Consider the following 19,052-nt stretch of genomic DNA (forward strand, 5'->3'; position numbering starts at 1 on the left):
AATTTGCCGACTCGGCGCTCTCCTGAATCGCGCGCCGGCCGGATTTGCGCGATTAGATAAGGGTTCCGAGGGGATTCTCCTGCGGGTATCGGGGGCCGGGCGGAGACGCCCGGCCTCTTCCATTTCCGGCGCACGCCCGCCGTGGCATAAGGTCGGTGAAAAGGGGCCGGCGCATGCGATATCTCCTGGCATCGGCACGGCCCATCCTCGAGGATCTGGCCGGCACGCTGGCCTTCTATATCCTCTACCTGGTCACCGGATCGGCGCAGCTCGCCGCCGCCGTCGGCTGGCGATCGGCGCCCTCCAGATCGCCGCGCACGCGCTGCGCCGGCGACCGATCCCGATGCTGCTGATGATGGGCGTCGCGCTCACCGCGCTGCTCGGCACGATGACCTTCTTCACCCATGACGCGCGCTTCATCCTGCTCAAGCCGAGCATCGTCTATGCCTGTATCGGCGCCACGATGCTGCCGCGCGGCTGGGTGACCCGCTATGTGCCCGAGATCGCCCGCGAGCTGCTTCCGCAATCGACTTTCGACCGGGTCGGACGGGGGTGGGCGGCGCTGACCCTCGGGACCGCCTTGCTCAACCTTGCGCTGGTCGCCACGCTCGATCCGAAGCGCGCCGCGCTATGCTTCGCGATCTGGGCGGTTGCGTCCAAGCTCGCCCTGTTCGCCGGGCAATACGCGACCCTGCGCCTGCGCGCCGGCCGCGCCCATGCGGCGCGCACCGCCGCCTCCTAACGCTCGCGCGTCGCGGCGAACTTCACCTTGGAATAGCGGTCGGCGATATAGCCGACTTCCCAGTTCGACTTGGCCATGAACACCGGGTTGCCGTCCCGGTCCTTGGCCATCGCGCCGCGGTTGAGCGAAACGAACTCTTCCAGGTCCTTGGGATTGTCGGCGGAGATCCAGCGTGCGGTCTCGAACGGCGCCATCTCCAGGCCCGCCGCGACCTTGTACTCGGCATCGAGCCGCGAAAGCAGCACGTCGAGCTGCAGCTGCCCGACCACGCCGATCACCCAGTTCGACCCGATCTCCGGATAGAAGACCTGGGTCACGCCTTCCTCGGCCATATCGTCCAAGGCCTTGCGCAGTTGCTTGGTCTTGGTCGGGTCCTTGAGCACCACGCGGCGCAGGATTTCCGGCGCGAAATTGGGCAGGCCAGTGAAGCGGACATCGGCCTTCTCGCTCAGCGTATCGCCGACGCGCAGCACGCCGTGGTTCGGGATGCCGATGATGTCGCCCGGGAACGCCTCGTCCGCCAGCTCGCGTTCGCGCGCGAAGAACAGGATCGGCGAGTGGATCGCGATCGGCTTGCCATGCCCGGTCGGCGTCAGCTTCATGCCGCGCTTGAAGGTGCCCGAGACCAGCCGCATAAACGCGATGCGGTCGCGGTGATTGGGGTCCATGTTCGCCTGGACCTTGAACACGAAGCCGGTGACCTGCGGGTTGTCGGGCGAGACCGGCGCCGGCTCGGCGGGCAGCGCGTGCGGCGGCGGCGCGTGCGTCGCGATCGCCTCGATCAGCGAATCGACGCCGAATTCCTTGAGCGCCGATCCGAAATAGACCGGGGTCAGGTCGCCGTTGCGATACGCCTCGCCATCGAACGCGGGATAGCCGACCTGGGCCAGCTCGACATCCTCGCGCAGCTTGGCGAGGTTCTCCGGACTGATGATGTCGGCGAGCTGCGGATCGTCGATTCCCGAGGTCTGGATCACCTTGCCATGGAATTCGCGGCTGTCGCCCTCTGGCAGCAGCAGGCGGTTGGTGGCGAGGTCGAAGATCCCCTCGAAGGTGCCGCCCATGCCCACCGGCCAGGTCATCGGGCACACGTCGAGCGCGAGCAGATCGGCGATCTCGTCGAGCGTCTCGAACACATGCCGGCCTTCGCGGTCGACCTTGTTGACGAAGGTGATGATCGGCACGTTGCGCAGCCGGCAGACTTCGAACAGCTTGCGCGTCTGGCTCTCGATGCCCTTGGCGACGTCGATCACCATCACTGCAGAATCGACTGCGGTCAGCGTGCGATAGGTATCCTCGCTGAAGTCTTCGTGGCCCGGCGTATCGAGCAGGTTGAAGGTGATCCCGTTCCGCTCGAAGGTCATCACCGAGCTGGTCACCGAGATGCCGCGCTGCTGCTCGATCTTCATCCAGTCCGATCGCGCCCGCCGCGCCTGGCCCCGCGCCTTCACTTCGCCGGCAAGATGGATCGCGCCGCCGAACAGCAGCAGCTTTTCGGTCAGCGTGGTCTTGCCCGCGTCCGGGTGCGAGATGATGGCGAAGGTACGGCGGTCACTGGGGGTGGACATCGCGGCCCCCTAGCGGTTCAGCGCCGCAATGTCACTCGCATCGCGAAGCTGCGCGCTTCGCCGGGCTCGAAGCGGAGCATGCCGGGCTTGTCCCATATCGTGCCGGTGAAGCCGTGCGGATCGGCGATGCCGTGCCAGGGCTCGATGCAGAGAAAGCGTGCGCCCGGCTTGGTCCAGATGCCGAGCATCGGCGTGTCGGGAAACTCGACGAGCAATTGCGCGCCCTGTTCCGGCCCATAGACCAGCGACTGGCTGACCAGCTCGTCCCACACCAGCGCGTCGCGCTCGAACAAGGCATCGTCGAGATGGAGCGTCCGCCCGTCGAGCGGGCTCGGCCAACGCGCCTCGGCAATCGTGCCGCCGGGGATGATCGCGGCGAGCGGCGCGGGCTCGTCATGCGCGAATTCTATCCGGTGATCGGCGCGCGGCGCCCCATAAGGCAGCGGCCAGGCAAAGGCGGGGTGGAAGCCGAAACTCGCCGGCATGGCATGCGAATCGCGATTGGTGACGGTGATCGTCGTCACCAAGGTCGCGCCCTCCAGCACGAATTCCGCCTCGAGCGCGAAGGCGAAGGGATAGACGGCGCGCGTCTCGTCATTGTCGGTCAGCAGGAAGCGCGCGCGGTCCGCCAGCCTCTCGGTGAGCAGGAACATGTGCTTCCGGGCAAAGCCATGCTGGGGCAGGGAATAGCTCTGCCCGTCGAGCCTATATTCGTCGCCGCTCAGCTTGCCGACGATCGGGAAGAGCAGCGGCGCCCGTCCGGTCCAGAAGGCAGGATCCGCATCGGTCATAAGCTCGCGGCCGTCGCCGTCCTTGAGCGACGAAAGTTCGGCTCCGAACGGGTTGATGGCGGCGCGGAGCTGCCCGGATGCGATCTCGATCATGCTCGCCAATCTAAACCGCGGCGCGCCGGGCGGCAATGCGACGTTGATCTTGCCGGACAATCAAGGCTACAAATGTAGCGTCGAAAAAAGGGGAAAGAATGCGCCTGCTCAGCCTGCTCGCCTTGCTGCTCGCCATGCCCGCTATCGCGCAGGAGGCCACGCCACAGCACTGGATCGTCGCGACCGATATGTGGGGTAGCAATGCCTGGTCGACGCTCGACCTGGTCCGCACCGGCGACACGCTCAGCGGCACGCTCGACGGCGACCCGCTCACCGGCACGGCGCGCGGCAAGGCGATCCGCTTCACCGCCACGGACAGCAAGGGCACCGCCTACACCTACACCGGCACGCTGGCTGGCGCGACGATGTCCGGCGATGCCGACATGCCGGACTCGAACCACAAGAGCATCCGCATCGCGCACCGCTTCACCGCCCGTCGCCTGCCCGAACGCCCGGCCGGCGGCGCGAAGACCTGGGACCATGCGCCCACCAGCTTCTCCAACCTGTTCACCGCGGATCGCGCGCCGGTGCTGACGATCTGGCCGGGCGACAGCGTGCGCACCAGCACGATCGATTCGGGCGGCGTCGATGCGAAGGACGTCACCCGCGCGCTGTTCGGCAATCCGCAGACCGGCCCCTTCTTCATCGCAGGCGCCGAGCCGGGCGACACGCTGGCGGTCCATATCGTCCGCCTGACGCCCAACCGCGACTGGGCGGACAGCCTCGACACTATCGTCGGCCGCGCGCTGGGCGGCCCTTTCGTCGCCCAGGCCGGCGATCTCGGAAAGCCGGTCCGCTGGACGCTGGACCGCGCGGCAGGCATCGCACGGCCAGCAAATGCAACGGGTGCGCTCAAGGACTACAAGGTGCCGCTGCGTCCGATGCTCGGCGGGCTGGGCGTAGCGCCCGGCTTCGGCGCCGCCCCGCTGTCGAGCGGCGACACCGCGCGCACCGGCGGCAATATGGACTTCCCCGAAGTGATCGCCGGCAACATCGTCTATCTCCCCGTCCAACAGCCCGGTGCACTGCTCTATCTCGGCGACGCGCACGCGCTGCAGGGCGACGGCGAGACCTCGCAATATGCGCTGGAGACGTCGATGGACGTCGAATTCCGCGTCGAGCTGATCAAGCGCCGCCCGATCGGCAGCCCCCGCATCGAATCGCCGACCGAGCTGATGGTGCTCGGCCAGGCCGGCTCGCTCGACGAAGCGCTCAAGGCGGCAAGCGCCGGGCTGATCGCCTGGCTGCAGCGCGACTATGGCCTGACGCTATCCGAAGCCGCGCAGGTGATCGGCACGGCGATGCGCTACAGCGTGCCCAACCTCGCCGGGCGCAGCGTCGGCGTCGCCGCGCGGATCGACAAGCGCCTGCTCCCGCCGCGGAAAGACTGAGGGTCAGCTTTCGCGGTGCACCGCGAAGCCCTGCCAGCTCTGGTTCACCGGCATCAGTTCGATCGTGTTGATGTTGAGGTGCGGCGGCAGCGTCGCCACCCACAGGATCGTCTCGGCGATATCCTCGCCGGTCATCGGGTTCACGCCGCCATAGAGCTTGTCCGACGCTTCCTGGCTGCCGGTGCGCACCAGCGTGAACTCGGTCTCGACCATGCCCGGCTCGATCGAAGTGACGCGCACGCCGGTGCCGTGCAGGTCGGCGCGCAGGTCCAGGCTCAGCTGGCGGACGAACGCCTTGGTCGCCGCATACACATTGCCGCCCGGATAGGGATAGGTCGCCGCGACCGAGGACAGGTTGATGATCGCGCCCTTGCGTTCGATCAGCTGGGGCAACAGCTTGTGGGTGATCGAGACCAAGGCGGTGATGTTGGTGTCGATCATCGTCTTCCAGTTGGACAGCGACGCCTGCTGCGCCGGCTCCAGGCCGAGTGCCAGACCCGCATTGTTCACCAGCAGGTCGATGTCGCGGAAATCCGCGGGCAGCGAATCGAGCGCCGCATCGCGCGCCGCCTCATCGCGCACGTCGAAGGCGAGCGTGTGGACATTGTCGCGCTTGAGCCCAGCCAGCCGATCCTCGCGCCGTCCGGTGGCGACGACGTTCCACCCCGCATCGGCAAAGGCATGCACACAGGCCTCGCCGATCCCCGCGGTTGCGCCGGTGATGAGTGCGGTGGGCATGTCGATCCTCCAAGTCCGTCATCCCGGACTTGTTCCGGGATCCACTGTGCCGCAGGCGATGGCCTTCCGGCGCTCGCGCTGCCTTGCCTCTGCCTCCCGGTCGACCCTGGCACAAGGCCGGGATGACGAAATAGAGCTAGCGCTTGCCCCGCCAGGGCTCGGCATCGTCCTCATCGACCGAGCGCGCCTCGCCGAAATGCCCCGCCGCGCCGTCCCAGCGGTCCTCGCGCTCGTCATAGTCGCGGACCTGCCAGCCGCCGCCCGCGCGATCCCCGTCATGCGAAGCTCGCATCGATGTAGAGCGTGACGCGGTCGTGGCGTTCGTGCGGATCGAGATCGCCCGGGATCAGGATCGGCGTGGCGATGTCGCCCGGATACGCATGCAGGGCATTGAACCCTCGACGAACCGGGCGACCAGGCTCATCCCCGCAACACCGCGCCGAGCCTCGCCGCCGCGGCGACCACCTTGTCGGCCACGGCCTTCAGCGCCTCATCGGTGAAGCTCTTCTCGCCCGGCTGGAGCGTGACTTCGATGGCGAGGCTCTTCTGCCCCTCCGGCACGCCGGTGCCGGTGAAGACGTCGAACAGCCGCGCATCGACGATCGCCGCCTTGTCCGCGCCCTTCACGGTACGGACCAAGTCCCCTGCTGCCAGCTCGGCCGGTACCAGGAAGGCGAAGTCGCGCGTCACCGCCTGCAGCGCCGACGGGGTATAGGCCGTGCGCATGAAGCCGGACCCGCCACGCTTGGCGGGCAGCGCGTCGAGATAGAGCTCGACCGCGGCGACATCGCCGTCGAGGTCGAACGCCTTGAGTACGCTCGGATGCACCATGCCGAAGGCCGCGAGCACTGTCTTGGGCCCGAGCCGCAGCGTCGCGGACTGGCCGGGGTGCCAGACGTCGCCTGCCTCACCCATCACCTGCAGGTTCGCGACCGGTGCGCCAGCAGCCTCGAGCAGCGCGAGTGCCTCGGCCTTGGCGTCATAGGCAGTGAAGGACTGCGCCTTGCCACCCTGCCAGCCGCGCGGCGTGCGCGAGCCTGCAAGCAGCACGCCGAGCGTCGGCCGCTCGGCCTCGGCGAGGTAACGACGGCCGAGTTCGAACAGCCGCACCGAAGTCGCGCCGCGCTTGAGGTTGCGTTCCGCGGCGGCGATCAGGCCCGGCAGCAGCGACGGCCGCATGACCTTCATGTCCTCGCTGATCGGATTGGCCAGCGTCCAGGCGCCGCCACCAAATGGCGCGGCATCGGCCTCGGAGACGAAGCTCCAGGTCACTGCCTCGTTGAGGCCTCGTGCCGCGGCGGTGCGCCGCAGCTTGCGCTCGAGCTTCTGCTCGGGCGTCGCGGTCGGGCGGGCAACGCCCGGCTCGCGCGACAACGGGGTCGAGGGGACATTGTCGACGCCCTCGATGCGGATCACTTCCTCGACCAGGTCGGCCGGTCCGTCGACATCGCGGCGCCAGCTCGGCGCAGTGACGCGGAACGCCTCGAAGCTATCCACCCCTGTCGGGTCGCCATTGCCGTCGAGCGGCTCGACGGCGAAGCCCAGGCTCTCCAGGATCTCCTTCTGCCGCGCCGCCGGCACCGCAAGGCCGCCAAGCGTCTCGGCGAGCTTCGGATCATAGCCGACAGTGGCGCCAACCTGCGGCAGCGTGCCCACACGCGTCACTTCGCTCGCCTTGCCGCCGCACAGCTCGAGCACCAGCCGCGCCGCGATCGCGATGCCGTCCTCGAGGAACGCCGGATCGACGCCGCGCTCGAAGCGCGTGCGCGCGTCGCTGGTCAGGTTCAGCTTCTGCCCGGCCCGGGCGATGTGGTCCGGCTCGAAATAAGCGCATTCGATCACCACGTCGGTGGTCGTGTCGGACACGCCGGTGTCCTCGCCGCCCATGATCCCGCCGATATCATGCACGCCATTCGCGTCGGCGATCACGGTGATCGTCTCGTCGAGCGTGTAGGTCTTCTCGTTGAGCGCCAGCACCTGCTCGCCGGCCTTCGCCTTGCGCACCGTCAGCACGCCCGACAGCTTGGCCTTGTCGTACACGTGCAGCGGGCGACCGAGATCGATCATCACATAGTTGGTGATGTCGACCAAAGCCGAGATCGGCCGCTGCCCGATCGCCTTCAACCGGCGCTGCATCCATTCGGGCGAGGCGCCGTTGGCCACGCCGCTGACGGTCTGCCCGTAATAAGCCGGGCAACCCTCGGGCGCTTCGATCTTCACTTCGGGCCCGGCGCCTTCGCCGGCCACCGGATCGGCAGCGAGCGGCTTGAGGGTGCCGAGCCCGGCCGCGGCAAGATCGCGTGCGATGCCGCGCACGCCCATGCAGTCCTGGCGGTTCGGGGTGATCGAGACGTCGAACACCGGGTCGTTCAGATCGGCATAATCGGCGAACGCCGTGCCGACCGGCGCATCCGCCGGCAGCTCGATGATGCCGTCATGATCGTCGCCCAGCTCAAGCTCACGCGTCGAGCACATCATGCCGTTCGATTCGACTCCGCGCACCGCGGCGACCTTCAGCTGCATGCCATTGGCCGGCACCACCGCACCGGGCGTACCCAGCACGCCGACCAGCCCCGCGCGCGCATTGGGCGCGCCGCAGACCACGGTCAGCACCTGCTCGCCGGTATCGACGGTCAGCACCTGCAGCTTGTCCGCCTGGGGGTGGCGCTCGGCGGTGAGCACCTTGGCGACGCGGAAGCCGTTCAGCTTCTCGCCGGGATTCTCCACGCCCTCGACTTCGAGGCCGACGCGAGTCAGCGCCTCCTCGACGTCAGTGAGCGAGGCAGTCGTATCGAGATGCTGCTTGAGCCAGCTCAGGGTGAACTTCATGCGCCCACTCCCCCGCTCAGCGTGGGCACGTCGAGCGCCGAGAAGCCGTAATGCTTGAGCCAGCGCAGATCGCCGTCGAAGAACGCGCGCAGATCATCCATCCCATATTTGAGCATCGCCAGCCGGTCGACGCCGGTGCCGAAGGCGAAGCCCTGCCATTCGTTCGGATCGAGCCCGGCCGCCTCGATCACCTTGCGGTGGACCATCCCGGAGCCGAGCACTTCCATCCAGCCGCCATTGTCGCTCTTGCGCGGATCGCCGCCGATCACGCGCTTGCCGTTCTGCCAGGTGAAGCCGACATCGACTTCGGCACCCGGCTCGGTGAACGGGAAATAGCTCGGGCGCAGCCGCAGCACGATGTCGTCGCGCTCGAAGAACGCCTTGAGGAAGGTCTCCAGCGTCCATTTCAGGTGGCCGAGCGTGATCCCCTTGTCGATCACCAGCCCTTCGATCTGGTGGAACATCGGCGTGTGCGTCGCGTCGCTGTCCGAGCGGTAGACGCGGCCCGGCGCGATGATCCGGATCGGCGGCTTGCCCTGCATCATCGTGCGGATCTGTACCGGCGAGGTGTGGGTGCGCAGCAGGTATTTCTGGCTGCCATCCGCCTCCGGCGGGAAATAGAAGGTATCGTGCATCGCCCGCGCCGGATGCGTCTCGGGGATGTTGAGCGCGGTGAAATTGTGCCAGTCGTCCTCGATCTCGGGACCGGTGGCGACCGCGAAGCCCAGATCCGCGAAGATCTCCGCCAGCTCGTCCATCACCTGGCTCACCGGATGGACGCTGCCCGCCGCCACGCCGTCGACCGGCAGCGTCATGTCGAGCGTCTCGCTCGCCAGCCGCGCGTCGAGCGCCGACTTCTCCAGCGATGCCTTGCGCGCGCCCAGCGCCTCGGTCACCGCCTCGCGCAGGCTATGGATGCGCGGCCCTTCGACCTGGCGCGCTTCGGGGCTCATGCTCCCGAGCGTCTTCAAGAGGCTGGTGACGGCCCCCTGCTTGCCGAGCGCGTGCACGCGTACCGCTTCGACGGCATCGAGCCCCGCCGCCGCGTCGATCGCGCCGAGCAGGTCGGTGCGGAGCTGGTCCAGATCGGTCGTCATCAAATCCTCATTTCGTCGAGGGAGCCTCTAGCCGGGGAGGCCGGAAAGAAAAAGGGCGCCGGTGTTGCCACCGACGCCCCATTTTCTTCTACGCGTCAGGTCGCTCAGGCGGCCTGAGGCAGAGCCGCCTTCGCCTGAGCGATGATGGCGGTAAAGGCTTCGCCTTCATGCATCGCGATATCGGCCAGGACCTTGCGGTCCAGCTCGATGCCGGCGAGCTTCAGCCCGTGCATGAACTGCGAATAGGTCAGGCCCTCGGCGCGGACACCGGCGTTGATGCGCTGGATCCACAGACCACGGAAGGTCCGCTTCTTAACCTTGCGGTCGCGATACGCATACTGGCCGGCCTTTTCGACGGCCTGACGCGCGATGCGGATCGTGTTCTTGCGGCGGCCGCGATAGCCCTTTGCCTGCTCAAGAATATTCTTGTGCTTGGCCTTGGTGGTTACACCACGCTTAACTCGTGCCATTTTTCCAGGCCCTCCTTACTTCAGGCCGTACGGCGCCCACGCGATAACGCGGGCGGTATCGGCGTCGGCGAGCACGGAGGTGCCGCGGTTCTGGCGGATGTACTTCGCGTTATGCGAAATCAGGCGGTGGCGCTTGCCGGCGACTCCGTGCTTCACCTTGCCAGTGGCGGTGAGCTTGAAGCGCTTCTTGACGCCGCTCTTCGTCTTGAGCTTGGGCATTTTCGTCTCCTTATGGTTCGACGATTGCGAATGCGCGCGGCAGCCCATACAGCCGGCGTATTCCTCGATCGCGGAAAGCGGGGCCCCTAACCCAAAGCGTGGTGCGGTGCAACCGGAGTCTGCTCAGGGACGGAACTCATTCCGTCCGCGAGGCTTTTTCTACTCGATGGCCGATCGCGAGGTACCCATTTCCGCCGCCGACACGGCGCCCCCGCCGGGCGACGCTCCCGCCAGGCCCCTGCGCGCGCTCGGCACGCCGCTCGCCAGCGTCATCGCTGTGGTGGCCACGATCCTCGGCCTGCTGGTGCTCGCCTGGACGATATTGTTCGTCACCAAGGGCCGCTTCCTGCGCCACACCTTCGAGCGCGTCGTCGCCGGCCAGACTCACCGCGAAGTGAAGGTCGAGGGCGATTTCCAACTCTATTTCAATCCGATCAACGTCAAGTTCGTCGCCGAGAAGATCCACATCGCCAACCCCGAATGGGCTGGCAAGGGCAAGTTCTTCGAAGCGCGGCGCATCGATTCGCGTATCTCTACCTGGGGCCTGATCACCGGCAATCGCCGGATAAACTGGCTGAGCCTCGAGGACGGCCATGTCGACCTGCAATGGGACAAGGCCGGCAAGCGCAACACCTGGACCTTCAGCGAGGAAAAGGGCGAGCCGCTCGACCTGCCGGTCATCCGCCGCGCGCTCCTCCAGGGCACGATGATCCGCTACGTCGATCCGCGGATGCAGATCGAGGCCGGCATCCGCATCCACACCGTCGAGGCCAAGGACACTCAGTTCGCCTCGGCGATCCGCTTCGACGGCGGCGGCACCGCGCGCGGCACCCGCTTCACGCTGAACGGCGCGCTACTCACCCCCAATGCCACGGTGTCGGGTGGCAAGAACCAGCTCCAGCTCCACGCAGAGGGCGTGCGCACCCAAGTGGACGTGACGGGCACCCTCCCCGGCGCCACCGAGATCGAAGGCGCCGACCTGCACATGGACGTGCGCGGCCAGAACCTGGCGGACATCTTCATGCTCGCCGGCATCGCCGTGCCCGATACGCGCACCTACCGGATCCGCTCGGCGCTCACCAAGGCAGGCGACGAGTGGCGCTTCACGGGGCTGAAGGGCCGGTTCGGCGATTCGGACATCGCCGGCAAGATGACCGTGAAGATGACCCGGCCACGCCTGCTGCTTACCGCGCAGCTCGCCACCGACACGCTCGACATCGTCGATGCCGGTCCGTTCATCGGCTATAATCCCAATACGCTGGCGGCCAAGGGCGCGGCCGGCGCGGTGACCCAGGTCGCCGGGACGCCGCGCATCCTCCCCGATGCCAAGCTGCGCGTCGATGCGCTGCGCAACTTCGACGCCAAGGTGCACTGGACCGTCCGGGACGTGCGCGCGCCGAGCTTCCCGGTGTCTAACATCGAACTGGGCCTCGACCTCGACAACATGCTGCTCAAGCTGAGCCCGCTCAACTTCAGCATGGCGCGCGGCACGGTCAGCTCGGACATCACGATCAACGCGCGCAAGCAGCCGGTCTTCACCGATTATGACATCCGCCTCTCGCCCACCCCGATGGGCACGCTGCTGGCGGGCTTCGGCGTCGAGCAGAGCGGCACCAGCGGCACGGTCAAGGCACGCGTGCAGATGACCGGCGCCGGCGACAGCGTACGCGAATCGCTCGCCAATTCGAACGGCCGCATCGCGATCATCATGCCCCGCGGGAGCCTGTGGACGCGCAACGTCCAGCTGTCCGAGCTCGACATCGGCACCTTCGTCCAGAAGATGTTCGAGAAGAAGTTGAAGGAGCCGGTGCAGATCAATTGCGGGCTGATCGGCTTCACCGTGCGCCGGGGTGTCGCCGCGGCGGATCCGATCCTGATCGACACGCAGAAGAACGTCATCCTCGGCCGCGGCGGATTCAGCTTCCGCAACGAGAGCATCGACCTGGCGGTGCGCGCCGACAGCAAGAAGTTCAGCCTGTTCTCCGCCCAGTCGCCGGTCGGCCTGAACGGCTATTTCGCCCGGCCGGGCCTGAGCGTGATCTCGCCTGAGCTGGTCGCGCGCGCCGGCGTCGGCCTCGGCCTCGGCATCTTCGCCAGCCCGTTTGCGGCGATCATCGCGTTCGTCGATGTCGGCGATGCCAAGGCGGCCGCCTGCGGCCCGGTCCTCGAAGGTGCTCGCGCCACTGCCCAGCGCACCACCAAGGGCAAGCCGCGCGACGATGTCGGCAAGGGCACAACCGCCAAGTCGGAAAGCGGCAAGCGCTCGAAGGACGAGCGCCACGACCAGCGCAAGGTCTTCCGCAAGAAGGATTGAGGCCGGGAGAACCGGCGGCGCTTGCAATGTAGGATTTCGCCTGCTCCATACTGGTGGATGCAGGCAGTTTTCTTCTTCTCGCCCTTCGAACGCACCCTCGAAGGGCTTTGCGAGAGGGGGAACCGGGGCCCCCGTAGCATCAACTTCGTAAACTTCCGCGCCCCGACTCAGCCGCCGTGGTGCCCGTGATCATGCCCGCCGCGGCAGGCCAGCGCCTCGAGGATGTCGTCGATCCGCGCAGGATCGCCCGCGGCGATCACTTCGCCGTTGCTGCCGGCGTGCAGGGGATCGCCTTGCCAGTCGCACATCCGCCCGCCCGCGCCCTCGACGATCGGCACCAGGGCTGCAAAATCGTGCAGCTTGAGACCCGCCTCTACCACCACGTCCATCCAGCCGCTCGCGACGCAGCCATAATTGTAGCAGTCGCCGCCCAGCACCACGCTCATCACCGACGCGTCGAGGTGCTCGAAGGCGTGGAGCTGGTCGTCGCCGAACAAGGCCGGGCTGGTGGTGGCGAGGATCGCGTCCTTGAGGTCGCGGCAGCGGCGCGTCTCGGCGGGCTTGCCGTTGAACAGCGTGGGCCGGCCCATCACTCCCAGCCAACGCTCCTTCGTCACCGGCTGGTCGATCACGCCGAGCAGCGGCCAGCCCTGCTCGATCAGCGCGATCAGCGTGCCGAAGATCGGACGGCCGGCGATGAAGGCGCGGGTGCCGTCGATAGGGTCGAGCACCCAGACACGTCCGCTCGTCCCTTCGCGCACCCCGAACTCCTCGCCCTGGATGCCGTCCATCGGCCGCTCGGCGATGATCAGCTTGCGCATCGCCTCTTCGGCGGCGCGGTCGGCGAGGGTGACCGGGGACTGGTCCTCCTTGGCCTCCATGCCGTGGGCACCGCGGAAATAGGGCAGGATCGCCGCGCCCGCCGCATCGGCAAGGCGTTCGGCAAGGGCGATATCGGCGGAGGTCACTGGCATGACCCTGCCCTAGCGTTCCGATTTTGACTCGCCAAGGTCACAAACCTTTGTCACTCCACCCGCCCATGCCCATCCGCCGCCTGCTGATCTCTGCCGCGCTGCTCGCAGCCATGCCCGCCGCGGCGCAGAGCCTGCGCGCCGTTCCTGCCCAGCCTGCCTCCGAAACCGAGGCGCTGCGCGGCGTCGAGGTGTTCCTGATCAACGAAGGCGATGTCGCAGTCACCGATGCCGGCCCGCGCCAGATCGAGATCACTGCGATCGACGGCACCCGCCTCATCCTTGAGCGTGCGCCCGGTCCGCTGCCGACGGTCGCCCCGCACGGCTTCGCCAAGGCGCGCTATGTGCCGGTGAGCGTCGCCGGCCGCGCCGTGCCGCCGATCGATCAGCACGCCGCCGCCGAAATCCCCGAGGGCGAGACGGTGGTGCAGAGCGCGACCGGCAGCTCGGCGGCGTTCGTCGACCGGTTCGAGCCGCACGAGCCGATCTATGGCGCCTTCGGGCTCAAGGATTCGGGTGGCAAGCTGCAGGTCAGCTTCGCCTTCCGCCCCTTTGCCGAGGATGCACCGCTCAAGCTCGGCAACCTCCGCTTCGGCTATACCCAGACGATGTTCTGGGCACTGAACGCGCCGTCGGGGCCGTTCCGCTCGACCAATTACAGCCCCGAAATCTATGCCGACATCCCGTTCGACGACACCACCCGGGTGGCGCTTGGCTATCGGCACGATTCGAACGGGCGCGGCGCGCTCGATTCGGTCGATCTCAACCGCGTGTTCCTGCGCGCCGAGAAGCGCTTCGACCTGGGCGACGACTGGCATCTCGATGTCGCGCCCCAGGCCTGGTTCTATGTCGGGCAGCTCGGCACCGCGCCCGACGTGAAGGACTATTTCGGCTATACCAGCCTAACCGCGGCGATCGGCCAGCAGGATGGGCTGAAGCTCTCGCTCACCGGCCGCGGCAATTTCAACACGCGCAAGGGCGCGGCCGAATTGTTCGTCTCCTATCCGCTGGCACGCATTGCCAAGGGCGTGGGCTTCTATATCTTCGGCCAGGCCTTTACCGGCTATGGCGAGGCACTGGACGACTATCGCAAGAACGACACCCATGCCCGGATCGGCATCGCGCTGACGCGCTGACCGGACAGACATCTCGAGAGGATCGCCATGCGCAAGTTTCTGATCGCTGCCGCCGCCATTCTGGCACTCGCCGTGCCGGCCACTGCCGCGCTCAAGGACGGCCAGGTCGCCCCCAACTTCACCGCGCCCGGCGCGATGGCGGGCAAGCCCTTCACCGTGAACCTCAAGGCCGCGCTGAAGAAGGGCCCGGTCGTCCTCTATTTCTTCCCCGCCGCCTTCACCGATGGCTGCAATGCCGAAGCGCATGCCTTTGCCGAGGCGCTGCCCGATTTCCAGAAGGCCGGTGCCAGCGTGATCGGCATGACGGCAGGCAATATCGAAAAGCTCGAGGCGTTCTCGGCAGAGAAATGCGCAGGCAAGTTCGCCGTCGCCGCCGCCAGCGACCAAATCATCAAGGACTATGACGTGCGGCTTACCAAGCCCGACGGCACTGTCACCAAGATCACCAGCCGCACTTCCTATGTGATCGCGCCGAGCGGCAAGGTCATCTTCTCCCATGCGAACATGAGCCCCGCCGATCACATCCGGCTTACGCTGGACGCGGTGCAGAAGTACAAGGCCGCGCATAAGCGCTGACATTTTCGCGGCTGCGCAGCTTTTGCTCACCGGATGTTAGCAGTTGGGCACTAGTCTGTGCGCCAGGACGGTGTGAGGGCGCCGTCTGGAACAACTTCTGGTGAGGCATTGAGGAACATGGCCGCGGCGAAGGCCGTCCGGGTAGCAAGCGGTTCCCAGGCCGCGCAGAACCTGTACGACCGAATCGGTGAGTTTCTGGTGGATCAGCGGCTCGACCCTGATCCCGCGAACTATGCCTTTGCCTATCAGCTGCTCGCCAATCCCGACGGCCCGCTGGCCCGCGCGGTGCACATGCTCACCGACGGCGGAGTCCGCCTGACGCGGCGCGACATCGAGACGCTCGGCTGCGATGGCCCCGTCGCCGGCACGCCGACCGCGACGATCGAAAAGGCCCAGGGCCTGGTTGCCCAGACGCAGATGCAGGTCGAAGGCTTCCAGGACATCGTCACCGCGATGCGCGCCGAGACACAGGACTTCGGCCGCGACCTTGCCGCCAGCGCCCAGGCGATGCGCAGCTCGGGCAGTGACAATCCCGAGATCACCCGGCTCACCGCGACGATGCTCGAACGCGTCCGCAGTGCCGAGGAACGGCTGGAGACTGCGAACCGCGAGGCGAGCGACCTTCGCACCAAGCTCGAGGAAGCGCGCGACAACGCCCGCAAGGACCCGCTCACCGGCCTCGCCAACCGCCGCGCCTTCGAGGAGGCCTATGCCGACGCGGCAGCGAAAGGCGCGAAGCTTTGCATGGCGGTGTGCGACGTCGATTTCTTCAAGTCTGTCAACGACCGGTTCGGCCACGTCGTCGGCGATCGAGTGCTCAAGGCACTCGCCGAGTCGCTGTCGGACACCTGCAAGGGCCATCTCGTCGCGCGCTATGGCGGCGAGGAGTTCGTCGTCCTGTTCACCGGACTCGACATCAAGGCCGCGCGCGAGATCCTCGAGCGCGCCCGTATCGGCGTGTCCGCCAAGCGCTACCGACTGCGCGAGACAGACGCACCGCTCGGCGAGATCACCTTCTCCGCCGGGCTCAGCCCCGCTGTGCAGGGCGAGGTGTTCGGCACCGTGTTCCACCGCGCCGACCAGCTTTGCTACGCCGCCAAGAATAGCGGCCGGAACTGCATCCGCATCGACTGACCGGAATCGGACAGCGACTGTCCGCTTATGATTGGGAAAAACCACCACAGCTTGGCGTGAAATTTCCCAACCCCGCGTAACTTTCTAACTCGCCCCCAGCAAAATCAAACACTTATAAAACTGGCACGCTCCCTGCAATCCATCTGGCATCGGCAACGTTGGAATGGTCCGGCAGCCGACACAGGGAGTAAATCAAATGTCCATCCGCATCAGCTCGCTTCAGCACAGTGTCGCCATCGTCGGCGCCGTCCTCTTCACCTATGCCATCGTCCTCTTCTCGGCCCCTACGGTTCCGTTCGCGTGATCCGCGGCGGACCGGACGGAAGGGAGAGGATAGACATGGCACGAAGCCTGATGGTCGGTGTAGCGTCCTTCGCACTCACCGCAATGATGATCGCCGCCAGCGGCATGCAGGGTTCCAGCCTCCTCGGCTGACCCTGCAGAGCCGCCCCGGCAGCGGCTAGATGCAAGGCCGTCCCAACGGCGGCCGGAGGACGGAACCACCCGCCTCCATCACCGGTTTCGCAACGCATTCCAGGAGGATGCACGTGAGCGAAACCGAAAAGATGATCCACGAAGACGCGCTGCCCGGTCACGAGAGCGCGCTCGAGCCCAAGCCCGAATGGGAGCCGCGCTATGCCGGCTCCGGCCGCCTGGAGGGCAAGGTCGCGATGATCACCGGCGCCGACAGCGGCATCGGCCGCGCAGTCGCCGCGCTCTATGCGCGCGAGGGCGCCGATGTGGCGATCCTCTATCTGTGCGAACATGACGATGCCGAGAAGACCGCCGAGATCGTCCGTGGCGAAGGCCGCGAGGCGCTGACCATCGCCGGCGATATCGGCGACAAGGATTTTTGCGACCAGGCCGTCGCGCAGGTGATCGAGAAATTCGGCAAGCTCGACGTGCTGGTGAACAATGCCGGCGAGCAGCATCCCGACAAGGACATCACCGACATCACCGAAGAGCAGCTGCGCCGCACCTTCCAGACCAACATCTTCGGAATGTTCTTCCTGACCCAGGCCGCGCGCCCGCACCTGAAAAAGGGCGCGGCGATTGTCAACTGCACCTCGATCACCATGTACCAGGGCTCGAAGGAGCTGCTCGACTATTCGAGCACCAAGGGCGCGATCACGGCCTTTACCCGCAGCCTGTCCGAAAACCTGGTCGGCGAAGGCATCCGCGTGAACGCAGTGGCGCCGGGGCCGATCTGGACGCCGCTCAATCCCTCGGGCGGTGCGTCGCCGGAGAAGCTCGAGCATTTCGGCGAGGACACCCCGATGGGCCGGCCGGGCCAGCCGAATGAAGTGGCGCCGGCCTTCCTGTTCCTCGCCTGCGAGGATGCCAGCTACATGTCCGGCCAGGTCCTGCATCCGAATGGCGGGACTATCGTGAACGGCTGAGTCGCGAAGCCCGCGCGGGCCGCGGAAGTTTACGAAGTTGAGGCTACGGGGCCCCCGTTTTTCCTTCTCGCGCGTGGCCTCGACGCGGGTGCGATCATCGCAGGAAAGAAAGGCCGCTTGCATCCACCAGTGTGGAGCAGCCGAAATCCTACATTGCAAGCCTGTCCCTTGTCGTCACTCCGCCCCCAGGCCGGAGTGACGAACGACAGTTCAGGCCACGGCCCCTGCGCCCACCGGACCGACCGGCGCCGCATCGCCACGGGAATAGGTGCCGGTGAGCAGCCCGGCGGCAATCACCCGGCCTTCCATCACCCGGAGCAACTCGCCGCGGCCGGGATTGTCGCCCGGCTCCGGGCCTTCGCTCAACGCGAAGATCTGGAAGGCGTAATTATGCTCGCCGTGCCCGTTGGGCGGATCGGGCGGCAGCCAGCCCTCGGCGAAGCGGCTGTTGCGGCCGACATCCTCTCCATTCGCATCGCCCTCGCCATCGGGCGCGATCTCGCCTTCCTTGAGGTCGCCACCCAGCGGCAGCCCCCAGACGATCGCATGCACCATCGGCTGCGGCGTCGGCGCGTCGGGATCCTCGACCAGCAGCACCAGCCGTGCTGTGCCTTCGGGCACGCCGGTCCAGAACAAGGGCGGCGAGACGCCCTCGCCGTCCGCGGTGAAGCGATCGGGCAGGCGTCCCCCGTTCGCGAAAGCCGGGCTGGCGAGATGGATCACGCCTTCGCCGGCCAGCTCGGGGCGGACGATTGCCAGCTTGTCCGCGCCGGCACGTAGTGCGCTCAGCGCCTTGCCGAGCCAATGGGGTAGATTTTCGAGCATCGCGTTCTCCTGCCTGGCTTGAACCGACGAGAAGGCGCGAGGCTCCCTGCCGCCAGTGCTAGAGGTCGAGCTTCTCGTAATCGGCGGGCGGCGGGATGCCTTCCATTCGCTCGCTGAGCAGCGGGCGGAAGCTGGGGCGGCTCTTCATTCGGATGTACCAGCCCTTGGCCTGCTCATGGCTCTTCCAGTCGATGCCGCCCAGATAATCGGCAATCGAGATCTGCGCCGCCGCGGCGAGATCGGCCAGGCTCATCGTCGGACCGGCCAGCCAGGTGCGGTGATCGAGCAGATAATCGATGTAATCGAGATGGTTGACCGCCGCCTTCATCGCGGTGCGCAGCGCCTGGCCATCGGGCGACTGCTTGTAGACGATGCGCTTGAGCATCCGCTCGTGGAGCAGGGGCGCCGTGATCTCGGCATAGAAATTGGTGTCGAACCAGATCGCCAGGCGACGGATCTCGGCGCGATCGGTGGCGGTGCCATTGAGCATCGGCGCCTTGTTCACCGTCTCCTCGAAGAACTCGCAGATCACCGTGGAATCGATCAGCGTCACGCCGCGCTCGGTATCGGCCATCACGGGCACTTGGCCGGTGGGGTTCAGATCGAGGAACTCGTCGCGCCGCAGCCAGGGCGACTCGCGCACCGGCTCATAGCCGACGCCTTTCTCGCCCAGCAGCAGCCGGACCTTGCGCGAGAAGGGACATAGGGGGAATTGATAGAGCTGCCACATCGGCCCGCTTTAGGACTCGGGATGCGCC

19 protein-coding genes are annotated in these 19,052 nt (G+C 66.8%); 8 read left to right on the forward strand and 11 right to left on the reverse strand.

Annotated elements, in window-relative coordinates; translation table 11 throughout:
- Window positions 1-173 precede the first annotated feature (173 nt).
- Window positions 174-353, forward strand: coding sequence for a hypothetical protein (locus tag AC1RPL_RS19545; protein ID WP_493071743.1), 180 nt, complete (start codon window positions 174-176; stop codon window positions 351-353).
- Window positions 344-742 carry a septation protein IspZ gene (locus tag AC1RPL_RS19550; RefSeq protein WP_493071745.1) on the forward strand — a complete coding sequence of 133 codons (399 nt, stop codon included), beginning with the start codon at window positions 344-346 and terminating at the stop codon, window positions 740-742. The genes AC1RPL_RS19545 and AC1RPL_RS19550 overlap by 10 nt, the downstream gene beginning before the upstream one ends.
- Here the strand turns inward: AC1RPL_RS19550 and AC1RPL_RS19555 are convergent.
- Both AC1RPL_RS19555 and AC1RPL_RS19560 read right to left on the reverse strand, forming a co-directional pair.
- Window positions 739-2,310 (reverse strand): peptide chain release factor 3, encoded by a 1,572-nt coding sequence (locus tag AC1RPL_RS19555; RefSeq protein ID WP_493071747.1) that lies wholly within the window; start codon window positions 2,308-2,310, stop codon window positions 739-741. The genes AC1RPL_RS19550 and AC1RPL_RS19555 overlap by 4 nt on opposite strands.
- Window positions 2,311-2,327: 17 nt before the next feature.
- On the reverse strand, window positions 2,328-3,194 hold the full coding sequence (locus AC1RPL_RS19560; RefSeq protein WP_493071749.1) for an aldose 1-epimerase family protein: 867 nt from the start codon (window positions 3,192-3,194) through the stop codon (window positions 2,328-2,330).
- Between the two features lie 98 nt (window positions 3,195-3,292).
- On the opposite strand from AC1RPL_RS19560, the gene AC1RPL_RS19565 reads away from it, so the two are divergent.
- Window positions 3,293-4,585 carry an acetamidase/formamidase family protein gene (locus tag AC1RPL_RS19565; protein WP_493071751.1) on the forward strand — a complete coding sequence of 431 codons (1,293 nt, stop codon included), beginning with the start codon at window positions 3,293-3,295 and terminating at the stop codon, window positions 4,583-4,585.
- Window positions 4,586-4,588: 3 nt separating this feature from the next.
- Here the strand turns inward: AC1RPL_RS19565 and AC1RPL_RS19570 are convergent, their stop codons facing one another.
- From AC1RPL_RS19570 to rpmI, 6 genes are all read right to left on the reverse strand, one after another.
- Window positions 4,589-5,323 carry an SDR family NAD(P)-dependent oxidoreductase gene (locus AC1RPL_RS19570; protein ID WP_493071753.1) on the reverse strand — a complete coding sequence of 245 codons (735 nt, stop codon included), beginning with the start codon at window positions 5,321-5,323 and terminating at the stop codon, window positions 4,589-4,591.
- A 136-nt stretch (window positions 5,324-5,459) separates the two neighbouring features.
- A complete protein-coding gene (locus AC1RPL_RS19575; protein ID WP_493071754.1) occupies window positions 5,460-5,615 on the reverse strand; it encodes a hypothetical protein in 156 nt (51 codons plus the stop codon).
- Window positions 5,616-5,743: 128 nt separating this feature from the next.
- Window positions 5,744-8,152: a phenylalanine--tRNA ligase subunit beta gene (pheT, locus tag AC1RPL_RS19580; RefSeq protein ID WP_493071755.1), complete on the reverse strand. Its 2,409-nt coding sequence runs from the start codon at window positions 8,150-8,152 to the stop codon at window positions 5,744-5,746.
- Window positions 8,149-9,249 (reverse strand): phenylalanine--tRNA ligase subunit alpha, encoded by a 1,101-nt coding sequence (pheS, locus tag AC1RPL_RS19585; RefSeq protein ID WP_493071757.1) that lies wholly within the window; start codon window positions 9,247-9,249, stop codon window positions 8,149-8,151. The genes pheT and pheS overlap by 4 nt, the downstream gene beginning before the upstream one ends.
- A gap of 104 nt (window positions 9,250-9,353) precedes the next feature.
- Complete coding sequence (gene rplT, locus AC1RPL_RS19590) at window positions 9,354-9,719, reverse strand: 50S ribosomal protein L20 (protein ID WP_180146221.1); 366 nt, start codon at window positions 9,717-9,719, stop codon at window positions 9,354-9,356.
- 15 nt (window positions 9,720-9,734) lie between these two features.
- Entirely contained in the window at window positions 9,735-9,938 is a 204-nt protein-coding gene (gene rpmI, locus AC1RPL_RS19595) for a 50S ribosomal protein L35 (protein ID WP_056616276.1), read from the reverse strand.
- Between the two features lie 166 nt (window positions 9,939-10,104).
- Here rpmI and AC1RPL_RS19600 point away from each other — a divergent pair, with 166 nt between their 5' ends.
- A complete protein-coding gene (locus tag AC1RPL_RS19600; RefSeq protein ID WP_493071759.1) occupies window positions 10,105-12,252 on the forward strand; it encodes an AsmA family protein in 2,148 nt (715 codons plus the stop codon).
- A 167-nt stretch (window positions 12,253-12,419) separates the two neighbouring features.
- On the opposite strand, the gene hisN is transcribed toward AC1RPL_RS19600, so the two are convergent.
- Window positions 12,420-13,226, reverse strand: coding sequence for a histidinol-phosphatase (gene hisN / locus AC1RPL_RS19605; protein ID WP_493071761.1), 807 nt, complete (start codon window positions 13,224-13,226; stop codon window positions 12,420-12,422).
- 65 nt (window positions 13,227-13,291) lie between these two features.
- Between hisN and AC1RPL_RS19610 the strand changes: the two genes are divergently transcribed.
- From AC1RPL_RS19610 to AC1RPL_RS19625, 4 genes are all read left to right on the forward strand, one after another.
- Window positions 13,292-14,359 (forward strand): phospholipase A, encoded by a 1,068-nt coding sequence (locus AC1RPL_RS19610; protein WP_493071763.1) that lies wholly within the window; start codon window positions 13,292-13,294, stop codon window positions 14,357-14,359.
- A gap of 27 nt (window positions 14,360-14,386) precedes the next feature.
- The gene (locus AC1RPL_RS19615) at window positions 14,387-14,935 is read left to right on the forward strand and encodes a peroxiredoxin (protein ID WP_493071765.1); all 549 of its coding nucleotides are present in this window, start codon (window positions 14,387-14,389) and stop codon (window positions 14,933-14,935) included.
- Window positions 14,936-15,052: 117 nt separating this feature from the next.
- Complete coding sequence (locus AC1RPL_RS19620; protein ID WP_493071767.1) at window positions 15,053-16,069, forward strand: GGDEF domain-containing protein; 1,017 nt, start codon at window positions 15,053-15,055, stop codon at window positions 16,067-16,069.
- A gap of 548 nt (window positions 16,070-16,617) precedes the next feature.
- A complete protein-coding gene (locus AC1RPL_RS19625) occupies window positions 16,618-17,469 on the forward strand; it encodes an SDR family oxidoreductase (RefSeq protein ID WP_493071769.1) in 852 nt (283 codons plus the stop codon).
- 210 nt (window positions 17,470-17,679) lie between these two features.
- Here AC1RPL_RS19625 and AC1RPL_RS19630 read toward each other — a convergent pair whose 3' ends face one another.
- Both AC1RPL_RS19630 and AC1RPL_RS19635 read right to left on the reverse strand, forming a co-directional pair.
- The gene (locus AC1RPL_RS19630; RefSeq protein WP_493071771.1) at window positions 17,680-18,294 is read right to left on the reverse strand and encodes a YbhB/YbcL family Raf kinase inhibitor-like protein; all 615 of its coding nucleotides are present in this window, start codon (window positions 18,292-18,294) and stop codon (window positions 17,680-17,682) included.
- Window positions 18,295-18,352: 58 nt separating this feature from the next.
- Window positions 18,353-19,024, reverse strand: coding sequence for a glutathione S-transferase family protein (locus AC1RPL_RS19635; protein ID WP_493071772.1), 672 nt, complete (start codon window positions 19,022-19,024; stop codon window positions 18,353-18,355).
- Window positions 19,025-19,052: the final 28 nt, after the last annotated feature.

This window comes from Sphingomonas sp. GW821-FHT12D09 (assembly GCF_058807215.1).